Here is a 12,637-nt window from a genome sequence, read left to right on the forward strand (position 1 = left end):
GCAGTCGATTATTCACTGCGCTAGCGTGGAGGTTGATGGCGAACTCCACAACCAGGCTGACCAGCGAAGCGCTCGCTTTTCTCACCGAGCGGCATCTGGCGATGCTCACCACACTGCGCGCCGACACCTCGCCGCATGTGGTGGCCGTCGGGTTCACCTTCGACCCCATTACGCATATCGCTCGGGTGATCACCAGCGACGGCTCGCAGAAGGCGATCAACGCCGAGCGGTCCGGGGTGGGTGTGCTGTCTCAGGTCGACGGCGCCCGCTGGCTGTCGCTGGAGGGCCAGGCGAGCGTCAACCGGGATCCTGCGGCCGTCCGCGAAGCCGAACTGCGGTATGCCCAGCGCTACCGGACTCCGCGGCCGAACCCGCGCCGAGTCGTGATCGAAGTCCATGTCACCCGGGTGCTCGGTTCGTCGAGCCTGCTGGATCGCTCGAAGGTCTGAGCCGGGAGGCCCGCGCAGTGGCCACGCTGGTAGCCGTCAACGTCGGACTCCCCCGAGATGTCGCGTGGAACGACCGCGTGGTGCATACCGGCGCGTGGAAGACGACCGTCGACGGGCCACGCATGGTGCGCAGGCTCAACGTGGACGGCGATGGTCAGGGCGACCTCGGCGGCCACGGCGGTGAGCAGCGGGCGGTGCTGGTCTACCAGCTGGACTCCTACCGGCACTGGGCGGACTTCTTGAACCGCGCAGACCTGCGGCACGGGCATTTCGGCGAGAACTTCACCGTCGACGGGCTCGCGGACGACGAGGTGTGCATCGGTGATCGCTACCGCGTCGGCGATGCCGTCTTCGAGGTCAGCCAGCCGCGGGTGACGTGTTATCGGGTCGGGTTACGGCTGGACGAACCGCGGATGGCGGCGCTGCTGGTGGCACACCGGCGGCCGGGTTTCTACCTGCGGGTGATCACCGAAGGCCAGGTGCAGGCAGGCCAGGAGATCGTCAAGGTCGCCAGCGGGCCCGAACAGATCAGCGTGGCCGAGATCGACGCGCTGCTGTACCTGCCCGGCCATCCGCGCGCAGAAGTGCAACGGGCGCTGAGGATTCCGGCGCTGAGCCCCGGATGGCAGGCGTCGTTGCGGGCACTGGCCGACGCCGACGGCGAGGTGGCGGGAAACGCCGGGCTCACCGGTGCTGCCGCACCGGCACCGGCGTGGGCGGGCTTTCGTCCGCTGACGGTCACCGCGGCGCATCAGGAGAGCCGCGACGTGCGATCGCTGACGCTTGCCTCCGCCGACGGAGCACCGCTGCCCGACTGGCTGGCGGGCCAGTCGATCACCGTCAAGCTGCGGCCCGGCGGCGGTGCACCGCCACTGGTCCGCACCTACTCGCTGTCGAATGAGCCCGGATCGGGCACCTACCGGATCAGCGTCAAGCGCGAACGATACGGCGCGGCAAGCGTTTTCATCGCATCCGGCGTGCAGGTCGGCGACACCCTCGAGGTGGCCGCTCCGCGGGGCGCGTTCTTCCTCACCGAGGGTGACGCGCCGGTGGTACTGGTGAGCGCCGGCGTCGGTGTCACACCCGTGCTCTCAATGCTGTACCAGCTCGCCGCCCGGCAGCCGGGGCGGCAGGTGTGGTGGCTACACGGTGCCCGCGACGGGTCCGAGCACACATTCGCCGCCGAAAGCCGCACGGTCCTCGACAGACTGACCGGCGCGCATCGTCACATCGCCTACAGCAGGCCGGACAGTTCGGACCATCAGGGCACCGACTATGACGCGGCCGGGCGGTTGTCACCGGCCATGCTGCGCGAACTGCCGCTGCCCGCGCACGCCGAGGCCTACATCTGCGGGCCGGCGTCCTTCACGACGACCGTGAGCGCAGCACTGGCCGACTGCGGCCTGGATCCCGGCCGCATTCACTCCGAAACCTTCGGCGCCGGTGCGGCTTTGACGCCCGGCGTGGCGGCTCCGGCCGCGGCGGCGGCACCCCATCCGCCTACCGGAGAACCCGGCGACGGGCCACAGGTGTCGTTCGCCCGCAGCGCGGTGTCCGCACCGTGGGGCGCCGGGTATCCGGCGCTGCTGGAGTTCGCCGAAGCCTGCGACGTCCCGACGCGCTGGGCGTGCCGCACCGGGGTGTGCCACACCTGCGAGACACCGCTGTTGTCGGGGACCGTCCGCTATGACCCCGAACCGCTCGATCCGCCTGCGGCGGGAACCGTGTTGATCTGCTGCGCACAGCCGACCGAGGACGTCGTCGTCGACCTCTAGGTCGGGACGACCACCAGGTCGTGCGGGCGGCTGTTGACCGCCAGCGCGCCGTCATCGGTGACGATGACGATGTCCTCGATGCGCGCTCCCCAGTGGCCCGGGAAGTAGATTCCCGGCTCCACCGAGAACGCCATACCCTCGGCCAGCGGCAGGTCGTTGCCCGCCACGATGTAGGGCTCCTCGTGCACCGACAAGCCGATCCCGTGGCCGGTGCGGTGCACGAAGTACTCGGCCAGCCCGGCCTGCGCCAGCACATCGCGGGCCGCGGCGTCGACCTGCTCTGCGGTCACCCCCGGCCGCACCGCCGCCACACCGGCAGCCTGCGCCTGCTGCAGCAGCGCGTACTGCTCGGCGATTTGCGCACTGGGCTCGCCGAGGCTATACGTGCGGGTGCAGTCGGAGTTGTAGCCCGGCTCGACCGGGCCGCCGATGTCGACCACGATGATATCGCCGTCCTGCAATACCCGATCTGAGCATTCGTGGTGCGGGTCGGCGCCGTTGGGCCCGGAGCCGACGATGATGAAGGCCACCTCCGAATGCCCTTCGGCCACAATGGCTTCGGCGATATCGGCGGCGACGTCAGCCTCGCTGCGACCGGGCTTGAGGAACTCAGGCACCCGGGCGTGTACCCGGTCGATTGCGGCGCCGGCGGTGCGCAGCGCATCGATCTCGGCCGGGTCCTTGTGCATCCGCAGCTCGCGCAGGACGTCGGTGGCCAGCACCGGCACCGCGCCCAATCGCTCGGCCAGCGGCAACAGGTGCAGCGCGGGCATCGAGTCGGTCACCGCGACCCGGGCGTGCCCACCGAGAGCCTCGGCGACGATGTCGTACGGGTTCTCGCCGTCCACCCAGTCCTGCACCGACAGGCCGAGGTCGGTGGCCGCGGACTCCTTCAGCGACGCCAGCTCCAGCCGCGGCAGCACCACGACGGGCGCACCCGCGGCGGGAATCACCAGCGCCGTCAGTCGCTCGAAGGTCTGGGCCCGCGACCCCAGCAGGTAGCGCAGGTCGTATCCCGGTGTGACGATCAGGCCCGCAAGCCCCGCTTGGGACGCCGCGGCTGCGGCGGCATGGAGCCGACGGGCATACACGTCGGATGGGAAACGGCTGGCGCTCATAGCTGCAAGATTAGCCGCGGGCATACGATCACACCGTGCCGCACGACTCGTCCGCCCCGGTGTTGCTGCTCGACGGTGCCAGCATGTGGTTCCGGTCGTTCTTCGGGGTGCCGTCGTCGATCACCGCACCGGACGGCAGACCCGTCAACGCGGTGCGCGGCTTCATCGACAGTGTGGCCACGCTGGTCACCCGGGAACGGCCCAGCCGGCTGGTGGTGTGCCTCGACCTGGATTGGCGCCCCCAGTTCCGGGTCGATGCGATCCCGTCGTACAAGGCGCACCGCGTCGCGCAGGAGAGCCCGAGCGACGAGCCTGACCTGGAAGAGGTTCCCGACGACCTGAGCCCCCAGGTCGACATGATCATGGAGTTGCTCGACGCATTCGGGATCGCGGCTGCCGGGGCGCCGGGCTTCGAGGCCGACGACGTGCTGGGCACCCTGGCCGCCGCCGAACGGCGGCACCGGACCGTCGTCGTCAGCGGCGACCGGGACCTTCTGCAACTCGTCGCCGACGACCCGGTCGAAATCCGTGTGCTGTATCTGGGCCGGGGACTGTCCAACGCGGTGATGTTCGGCCCGGCCGAGGTCGCCGAGAAGTACGGCGTGCCTGGGCATCGGGCCGGGCCGGCATACGCCGAACTCGCCCTGCTGCGCGGCGACCCGTCCGACGGACTGCCCGGGGTGCCCGGCATCGGCGAGAAGACCGCCGCCACTTTATTGGCGCAATACAGCTCCCTGGATGACATCCTGACGGCCGCACACGACCCGAAATCGACGCTTTCCAAGGCATCTCGGTCCAAGATCCTGGCGGCCATCGACTACATCGAGGCAGCCGGACCGGTGGTGGCGGTGGCCCGCGATGCCCCGGTGGAGTTCTCCACCGCCGACGACACGCTGCCCCTGTCAGCTGCCGACCCGGCCAGGGTGGCGGAGCTGGCGCAGGCCTACGGGGTGAGCTCGTCGATCGCGCGGCTGCAGAAGGCGCTGGACTCGCTGCCCGGCTGACGGTGCGTCGGAATCACGCCGACGAAAATCATGGCCGCAGTTGACGGGCGGTGCGGGGTTCGGCAACGCCGCGGGCGCGCAGGCGGATTGTCTAAGGTCCGTGTTATGTCGATCAAGCTGCACTGGTTTCTGCCCACCTACGGCGACAGCCGACTGATCGTCGGTGGCGGCCACGGGACACCGGCCGGAGCCGCGCATAGCGACCGGGACGCGTCCATCGACTACCTCGCCTCGATCGTGCGCGGGGCGGAGACCTTCGGCTTCACCGGCGCTCTGATTCCGACCGGCGCCTGGTGCGAGGACGCGTTCATCACGGCCGCGCTGCTTGCCCGGGAGACCACCTCGCTGGCATTCCTGGTGGCGTTCCGGCCAGGCCTGGTCAGTCCCACGCTGTCGGCGCAGATGGCGGCCACGTTCGCCCGGCACGCCCCCGGCCGCATCCTGCTCAACGTGGTCGTCGGCGGAGAGGCCCACGAGCAGCGGGCCTTCGGCGACCATCTCGACAAGGACGCCCGCTACGCGCGCGCCGACGAATTCCTCGACATCGTCAGCAGGCTCTGGCGCGGTGAGACGGTCACCACACACGGTGAGTACGTCAGCGTCGAGGAGGCCAGCCTCGCCACGCCGCCGAACCCGGTCCCCCCGCTGTACTTCGGGGGCAGTTCGGCTGCGGCGGGCCCGATCGCCGCGCGCCACGCCGACGTGTACCTGACCTGGGGCGAGCCACCGGCCGCCGTCCGCGAGAAGATCGAGTGGATCCGCAAGCTGGCCGCCGAGGAGGGCCGCAGCGTCCGATTCGGGATCCGCCTGCACACCATCTCGCGCGACGAGGCGAGCGAAGCCTGGTCGCAGGCCGACAAGCTGGTGGCTGCCCTCGACGACGAGACCGTGCGTTCGGCGCAGGCCGGATTGGGGCGCAGTCAGTCCGAGGGCCAGCGCCGGATGCTCGCGCTGCACGAGGCCAGCCGGTCCGACGGCTCCTGGCATGACGCCCGCAGTCTGGAGATCGCGCCGAACCTGTGGGCCGGCGTCGGGCTGGTCCGCGGCGGGGCCGGAACCGCGTTGGTGGGCAGCCACACCGACGTGGCCGACCGGATCGCCGAGTACGCAGAGATCGGGATCGACGAGTTCATCTTCTCGGGCTACCCGCATCTGGAGGAATTGTTCTGGTTCGGCGAAGGCGTGGTCCCGATCCTGCGTGAGCGCGGCCTGTTCGACGGGCCGGCCACTCAGGCTGCACCGGCGTCGATCCCGTTCGTCGGCGCCGCGCGCTGATCCGGTGCTACTGCGCCTCCAGGCGCGCCCGCACCGCATCCAGGCGTTGCCGGAGTTCGGCCTCGTCGATGAGCCCACGGGCCATCAGGGAATGGGCCAGTGAGACCAGCTGGTTCTCCGGATACGGCAGGTCGGCGTAGCGGGTGGCGGACAGCTCGTCCTCCTCGTCGCGGCGCTGCTTGAACGTAAAGTCCACATCCTCTGTGGCACAAGACTTGTCGAGCACATCACACAGCCCGTCGAGGCTCGTCTTCCACGGCGGCAGCGGGTTCTCCACACCGTACTTGGCGGCCATGGCCGACCAGGTCTGGCGGCGCTGCACAATCTCGTCGAGAACGACGAAGTCGTCGTCGCTCATGACCCGACAACGGGACGCACGGCCGGGCGGGCCGTCGTGTACACGTTGGAGGTGACGCCCGGCTTGGGCAGCGCCACCCCGATGAGGGAGTCGCGGGTGATGATCTCGGCCAGCTGGTCCTCGGTCCAGCCGTCGGTGCCCGCCGGGCGCAGGGGCATCACCATGAAGCGGTGCTTCTGGTTGGAGTCCTCGACCCGCACCTCGACGTCATCGGGCAGCTGTAACCCAAACTCGGACAACACCTGTCGCGGCCAGCGCACCAGACGCCGCCGGTAGTTGGGGGTGCGGTACCACTCCGGGGAGTTGCCGAGAATCGGCCGCGGGTAGCACGAGCACAGCGCGCAGACGATGACGTTGTGGAGGGTGGGGGTGTCCTCGAGGATCTTGAACGCCACGAAGTCGCTCGGCGTGCCGAACCCGGTCGGGTCCAGCCAGTCCACGCCGACCTCCTTGGCGGCGGCGATCGCGTCGGTCAGCGCGAGCTTCTTGAACTCCGGGTCCAGCCATGCCTTGGCCACCAGGCGGGCTGCCGGGGTGGGCCCGATCTGCTCGGCGTACTCGGTGAAGACGCGATGCTCGGCGGCGGTGAAAAGACCCTTCTCGATGCACAATTCGCGCAGCGCGATTTCGAGGACCTCGAAGTCGGTGATCTCGTCGACCATCGGCTTGACGGTCCGGTCGTGGTCGTGGTCGTGGTCGTGGTCGTGGTCGTGGTCATGCCCGTGATCAGACATCGAAGTGGTGAACTCCTTCTCAGAGGGCTTGCAGCCAGCGCTCGGGGATCTCGGTCTGCAGGGTGTCGGTATCGGGTCCGGTGTAGGTGTCCCACAGGTCGGCCTGCTTGAACCGCACGATGTAGAACCATTCCGGGGCGGCATCCTCACGGTCCCACGCCTCGTCCTCAGGTGCCGGGCTCTCGTAGGTGACCTCGGCGATCACGCCGCGGGCGCCGCGGCAGTATTCCGGGGTGCGGGTGTAGAACATGGCGGGCAGGTCGCGCACCATGACGCCGTCGCCGACTCTGAACTTGGCCGGGCCCGCCTTGCCGGCATAGATCTGCGGGTCGCCGATGCCGACGGCAGCGCGATGATGCCTGTTGCGCTTGACGTTCGAGCCGTCGCCCTCGAACTTCGGTTCGGCGTCCGGCAGCCGCCCGGCCAACCCGCCGGCGTAGCGGCCCTGCACCTCCGCCAGCCGATCGGTGAGCTCACCCCAGCTGATGTAGCCCTTCTCGATGAGCAGCCGGCCCACCGCCCATAGCCACCGGCTGTAGTACGGAAGGCCCAGATAGATGGGACGGCCGACGTCGACGTTGCCGATGCGGCGGCGCTCCTCGGAGACCCAGATACCCCGCCAGCCGAGCACCTCGCAGAGCACGTAGGTCATCAATTCCCACTGCTCTTCTTCTTTGCCTTCGTACGGCAGCGGAACCTGCAACTCGCCGCCGACGTCGTGCACCGTCTTCTGGTAGGCCCAGTAATGGGCGCTGTCCACCTCGTCGGGCATCGGCCACTCGGACACTTCCGGAAAGGTCGTCTTGAGCCGGGAAATCAGCGCCAGCTGTTCCGCACGTTCTGCCGCAGTGCTCATGCCCTATGACGCTAGCACCGCACGGCAACGCAGAGATGAAATTACGGCAGCCCGATTCCGCGATGGCGCACAGCGCAATTCGGCTGCGACCGCGTCAATTCACCGGCTGTTCACGTCGACCGCCGCCAGGCGGCTATGTCTCCGGCCTACTTGGGCCGACCGACCTCGTAGGTGCCCTTGTCGTCCTGGAAGGTCACTGTCACCTGACGCTTGGTGCCGTCGATGCTGACCTCGCAGGTGAAGGTGTCACCCTTCTTGACCGTCGGGTTCTGGCCGTCGTTGCACTTGACGTCCTTGACGTTCTTGGCACCGTAGCCGTTGGTCTCGTCGGTCAGGATCTGCTGAACACCCTGCTGCGCCTTGTTGATGTCGAGCTTGGTGGTGACGAAGAAGCCGGGCTTCCAGAATCCGAGCACCAACACCACGGCCAGGATGATCGCCGCCAGCACACCGATCACGATGCCGATCGCCGCCGTCGACTTCTTGGCGGCCTCCTCGGAGCCGGGCTGCGGGTACTGCGGGTACTGGCCGGGCTGACCCGGCTGGCCCGGTTGTCCAGGCTGACCCGGTTGCCCCGGGTATTGACCGTACTGCTGCGGCTGGCCGTATTGCTGCGGCTGTCCGTATTGCTGCGGCTGTCCGTATTGCTGCGGTTGGCCGTACTGAGGCTGCGCGTACTGGCCGGGCTGGCCGTAGGCGGCGGGGTTGTACTCGGTCGGCTGCTGGTATGGCTGCTGCGGGTAGCCGGGCTGGTTCTGACCGTACGGCGGGTACTGCTGCTGCTGGTTGTAGGCCGGCGGCTGCCAGGCCGGGGTCTCACCACCGGTGGGCTGCCAGGCCGGAGTTTCGGTCGCCTGCGGGTCCGGGTTCGCCGGAGGCTGCCAGGACGGCGCCGTCGACTGCGGCTGCTCCGAGCTGGGGGCAGGCTGATCCTCACCCTGGGCGGGCTGCTGAGCCTGCCAGGGGTTGGGGTCAGATCCCTGCGGTCCGCTCATCGTCTCTCCTTGGTCTGGTAGCGATTCGCCGCTCCCACCGTAGCGTTTGCATCACCCTACCCGCTATCAACAGCAACGACGCCGCGCCGGACATCGTCGATGGCGCGTTTCGCTGCGCTACGCAACGCGGTGTCGGGTCCGGAGTTGCGCACCTGGTCGAGCAGGTCGAGCACCTGGCGGCACCAGCGGACGAAGTCCCCGGCCGACATCGGGGTGCCCGTTCCGGTGATATCGGAGGCGTCCAGAGCGGCTGCCAGGTTCCCGGTGGTCGCCCAGCGGTAGACGGCGGCGACGAACCCTTCGTCGGGCTCACGCGTCGGGGCGATCCGGTGCCGGTTCTCGTCGGCGCGCAACTGTCCGGACAGCCTGCGGGTCTCGACGAGCGCGCGCCGTACGCCCGGGGTCGGCATCTCGACCGCCTGGGTCGGGCCGTCGCCGCCACGGGACTCGTAGACCACGGCCGAGAGCACCGCGGCCAGCTCGGCGGGCTGCAGCGTCTTCCACACCCCGGTGCGCAGGCACTCGGCCACCAGCAGGTCGCTCTCGCTGTAGATCCGGGCCAGCAGCCGGCCGTCGGCGGTCACCTTCGGCACGCCCCCGCGATTGTCTATGAAGCCCCGCTCGGTCAGCAGCCCCACGATCCGGTCGAACGTGCGGGCCAGCGAGTTTGTCGCCACGCTGACCTTGTTGCGGATCTGCTCGTTGTCGCGCTCCACCCGCAGGTATCGCTCGCCGATGCGGACCTTGGCCTCCCGGTCGGCGATCCGATGGGCGGGGTGTGTGCGCATCTGCTCACGCAGCTTGATCAGTTCGGGATCGATGTCGGCCTCGTCGTCACCACCGGCCCGCCGCTTGCGCCCGGCCGGGACGACAAGGCCGGCCGCCGCCGACCGCAGCGCCGAGGCCAGGTCCCGGCGAACCCTGGGCTGGCGGTGCTCGACCCGCTTGGGCAGCGACATCGAACCGATCGGCGCGGCAGCAGCCGGGTAGTCGGCCGAGGAAATCCTTCCGGCCCAACGATCTTCGGTGAGCACCAGCGGCCTGGGATCGTCGGCGTCGTTGGCCGCCTCCAGTACCACCGCCAGCCCGCCGCGCCGGCCCTGGGTGATGTTGATGATGTCGCCGCGGCGCAGCCCGGCCAGCGCGCCGTTGGCCGCCTGCCTGCGCTGCAGCCGCGATGACCGGGATTGGGAGCGCTCCCGTTCGCTGATCTTGGCGCGTAGCCGCACGTAGTCGAGGACCGCGGGTTCCGGCACCGGCTTGGCGCGACGGTCCCAGCCGAGTTCGGCGGCGATCTCGTCGAGCATCTTCTCGCCCCGCTCGGATCCGCGAACCAGTCCGACCACCGAGCGGTCCGCCTGGAACTGGGCGAACGACCGCTCCAAAAGTTGGCGGGCCTGCTCGGGCCCCATCTGGTTCACCAGGTTGATCGTCATGTTGTAGGACGGGGCGAACGAACTCTTCAGCGGGAAGGTACGGGTCGAGGCCAGTCCGGCGACCTCGGCCGGTTCGACGTCCGGGGTCCAGATGACAACGGCATGCCCCTCGACGTCGATGCCACGGCGCCCGGCGCGTCCGGTCAGCTGGGTGTACTCCCCCGGCGTCAGCGGCATGTGCTGCTCACCGTTGAACTTCACCAACTTCTCCAGCACCACCGTGCGGGCCGGCATGTTGATGCCCAGCGCCAGTGTCTCGGTGGCGAACACGGCCTTGACCAGACCGGCGGTGAACAGTTCTTCCACGGTGTGCCGGAAGATCGGCAGCATGCCCGCGTGGTGGGCGGCCAATCCGCGCAGCAGGCCTTCGCGCCATTCGTAGTAATCCAGTACCGCCAGGTCGGCGTCGGCCAGATCGGCGCAGCGCCGGTCGATGACTTCGGCAATGCGCGCCCGATCGGAATCGTCGGTCAGCCGCAGCGGGCTGCGCAGGCACTGCTTGACGGCGGCATCGCAGCCGGCCCGGGAGAAGATGAACGTGATCGCCGGCAGCAGCGCCTCCCGGTCCAGGGCGGCGATGACGTCGGGGCGCGACGGCGGGCGGTGCAGACCCGGTCCACCACCGGGGCGGCCGGGGCCGCGGCGGCGCGGCTGCCAGTCGGTGAGCCGCTCGGCCTCGCGGCGGTGCACGATGTGGCGGATCAGCTCCGGGTCGACGAGGTGCTGCTTACCGGCCGGGGCGTTGCCGGCGGAGTAGTCGAACAGGTCGAACAGCCGCTTACCGACCAGGACGTGCTGCCACAGTGGCACCGGCCGGTGCTCGTCGACGACGACGGTGGTGTCCCCGCGCACGGTTTGAATCCAGCCGCCGAACTCCTCGGCGTTGCTCACCGTCGCCGACAGGCTGACCAGGCGCACGTCTTCGGGCAGGTGCAGGATGACCTCCTCCCACACCGCTCCGCGCATCCGGTCGGCCAGGAAGTGCACCTCGTCCATCACGACATGCGAAAGTCCGTGTAGCGCATCCGAACCCGCATACAGCATGTTGCGCAGCACCTCGGTGGTCATCACCACCACGGGTGCGTCCCCGTTGACCGACTGATCTCCGGTGAGCAAGCCGATGTTCTGCGCGCCGTAACGGCGGACCAAATCGTTGTGCTTCTGGTTGCTCAGCGCCTTGATCGGCGTGGTGTAGAAGCACTTTCGCCCAGCGGCCAGGGCCAGGTGGACCGCGAACTCGCCGACGACGGTCTTGCCCGCACCGGTCGGCGCGCAGACCAGCACACCGTGTCCGCGCTCCAGCGCCTCACACGCCTGAACCTGGAACGGGTCGAGCTGGAAGGGCAGCAGCTCCGCGAACTGCGCGAGGCCGGCCTCAGGTGATGTCGTCATGCCGTGCCGCGTACTGGGCGGGCGAGGCCACCGGTTCGGGCGGCTCGATGGGCGCGGCCTGATCGTCGGGGATGGCGCTCTGCTGCGCTTCGCGCTTGGCCTTGCGCCTGTCATGCAGGCGGGTGATCTGGATCGCGAACTCCATCAGCACCGTCAACGCGAGTCCCAGCGCCAGCATCGAGAACGGGTCCGAGCCCGGCGTCGCGAACGCGGCGAAGACGAATACTCCGAAGATCAGCCCACGGCGCCAGGTCTTGAGCTTCTCGTAGTGCAGCACGCCGACCACGTTCAACATGATGATCAGCAACGGGAACTCGAAGCTGACCCCGAACACCAGCAGCAGATTGATCAGGAAACCGAAGTACTTGTCACCGGACAAGGCGGTCACCTGCACGTCGTTGCCGACGGTCAACAGGAAGTGCAAGGCCTTCGACAACACGATGTAGGCCAGCACCGCGCCGGAGATGAACAGGGTCGCGGCGACCGTCACGAACGCCATCGCGAAGCGGCGCTCATTCTTGTACAGCCCGGGCGTGATGAACGACCACAGTTGGTAGAGCCAGACCGGGCAGGCCAGCACGATGCCTGCGGTCATGCCGACTTTGAGCCGCAACATGAACTGGTCGAAGGGCGCGGTGGCCAGCAGCCGGCAACCGCCGTCGGCGCTGATGTCGGCGCGCGCGGACGGCGGCAGCGAGCAGTACGGGGCGCGCAGCCACTCGCCGAGGCTTTCCAGGCCGAAGAAGCCGTGGCTGTACCAGAGGAAGCCGAACACCGTGGTGACCGCGACGGCACCCATCGAGATCAGCAGGCGGGTCCGCAACTCGCGGATGTGGTCGACGAGAGACATCGTCCCGTCGGGATTCGTACGGCGCTTGCGCCGCGACATGAACTTAGGAGTGCGCACGGCAGCGTCTGACTACGGGCGCCTGGGCGCCGGTTCGCGGTCGGTTCAGGCCGGTCGGGCGTCGGTCGGGTTCTGGGCCGGCGGTGGTGTCACCGGAGCCTCGACACGTTCGGACTGGACCTGCGTCGCGGGCTGAACAGGCGTGACCGGGGTCTCCGCCTTGTTGTCGTTCTGCAGTTCCTTGACTTCGGACTTGAAGATTCGCATCGACTTGCCGAGCGAACGCGCAGCATCAGGCAACCGCTTCGACCCGAAAAGCAACACGACCACGGCGATAAGGATCAGCCAGTGCCACGGTTGTAGAGCACCCAATTTGGTCACCTCCAGATGTCGGTTCG

General features: G+C 68.7%; 12 protein-coding genes. 4 read left to right on the plus strand and 8 right to left on the minus strand.

Annotation, left to right across the window (positions count from 1 at the left end):
- Positions 1-35: 35 nt before the first annotated feature.
- Both OG976_RS02215 and OG976_RS02220 read left to right on the plus strand, forming a co-directional pair.
- Positions 36-449, plus strand: a complete 414-nt coding sequence (locus OG976_RS02215; protein ID WP_328357297.1) for a F420-dependent biliverdin reductase — start codon at positions 36-38, stop codon at positions 447-449.
- A 17-nt stretch (positions 450-466) separates the two neighbouring features.
- The gene (locus tag OG976_RS02220; protein WP_328357300.1) at positions 467-2,224 is read left to right on the plus strand and encodes an MOSC and FAD-binding oxidoreductase domain-containing protein; all 1,758 of its coding nucleotides are present in this window, start codon (positions 467-469) and stop codon (positions 2,222-2,224) included.
- Here OG976_RS02220 and OG976_RS02225 read toward each other — a convergent pair.
- The gene (locus OG976_RS02225) at positions 2,221-3,342 is read right to left on the minus strand and encodes a M24 family metallopeptidase (RefSeq protein WP_328357303.1); all 1,122 of its coding nucleotides are present in this window, start codon (positions 3,340-3,342) and stop codon (positions 2,221-2,223) included. The genes OG976_RS02220 and OG976_RS02225 overlap by 4 nt on opposite strands.
- Before the next feature lie 35 nt (positions 3,343-3,377).
- On the opposite strand from OG976_RS02225, the gene OG976_RS02230 reads away from it, so the two are divergent.
- Together OG976_RS02230 and OG976_RS02235 are read left to right on the plus strand one after the other, a co-directional pair.
- Positions 3,378-4,346, plus strand: a complete 969-nt coding sequence (locus OG976_RS02230) for a 5'-3' exonuclease (protein ID WP_328357306.1) — start codon at positions 3,378-3,380, stop codon at positions 4,344-4,346.
- A gap of 105 nt (positions 4,347-4,451) precedes the next feature.
- Positions 4,452-5,621, plus strand: a complete 1,170-nt coding sequence (locus tag OG976_RS02235; RefSeq protein WP_328357309.1) for an LLM class flavin-dependent oxidoreductase — start codon at positions 4,452-4,454, stop codon at positions 5,619-5,621.
- A gap of 7 nt (positions 5,622-5,628) precedes the next feature.
- On the opposite strand, the gene OG976_RS02240 is transcribed toward OG976_RS02235, so the two are convergent.
- The 7 genes from OG976_RS02240 to tatA all read right to left on the minus strand — a co-directional run bounded on the left by OG976_RS02240 (position 5,629) and on the right by tatA (position 12,611).
- A complete protein-coding gene (locus OG976_RS02240; RefSeq protein WP_328357311.1) occupies positions 5,629-5,979 on the minus strand; it encodes a thiocyanate hydrolase in 351 nt (116 codons plus the stop codon).
- Complete coding sequence (gene scnC / locus OG976_RS02245) at positions 5,976-6,713, minus strand: thiocyanate hydrolase subunit gamma (protein ID WP_328357313.1); 738 nt, start codon at positions 6,711-6,713, stop codon at positions 5,976-5,978. The genes OG976_RS02240 and scnC overlap by 4 nt, the downstream gene beginning before the upstream one ends.
- A 19-nt stretch (positions 6,714-6,732) precedes the next feature.
- A complete protein-coding gene (locus tag OG976_RS02250; protein ID WP_328357316.1) occupies positions 6,733-7,569 on the minus strand; it encodes an SH3-like domain-containing protein in 837 nt (278 codons plus the stop codon).
- Positions 7,570-7,715: 146 nt separating this feature from the next.
- On the minus strand, positions 7,716-8,564 hold the full coding sequence (locus tag OG976_RS02255; protein WP_328357319.1) for a DUF4333 domain-containing protein: 849 nt from the start codon (positions 8,562-8,564) through the stop codon (positions 7,716-7,718).
- 56 nt (positions 8,565-8,620) lie between these two features.
- A complete protein-coding gene (locus OG976_RS02260) occupies positions 8,621-11,392 on the minus strand; it encodes a DEAD/DEAH box helicase (protein WP_328357322.1) in 2,772 nt (923 codons plus the stop codon).
- On the minus strand, positions 11,376-12,281 hold the full coding sequence (tatC, locus tag OG976_RS02265) for a twin-arginine translocase subunit TatC (RefSeq protein WP_328363073.1): 906 nt from the start codon (positions 12,279-12,281) through the stop codon (positions 11,376-11,378). Before tatC ends, OG976_RS02260 begins: the two co-directional genes overlap by 17 nt.
- A 63-nt stretch (positions 12,282-12,344) precedes the next feature.
- Positions 12,345-12,611, minus strand: a complete 267-nt coding sequence (gene tatA / locus OG976_RS02270; protein WP_167101787.1) for a Sec-independent protein translocase subunit TatA — start codon at positions 12,609-12,611, stop codon at positions 12,345-12,347.
- Positions 12,612-12,637: the final 26 nt, after the last annotated feature.

The organism is Mycobacterium sp. NBC_00419 (assembly GCF_036023875.1).
Classification (GTDB): domain Bacteria; phylum Actinomycetota; class Actinomycetes; order Mycobacteriales; family Mycobacteriaceae; genus Mycobacterium.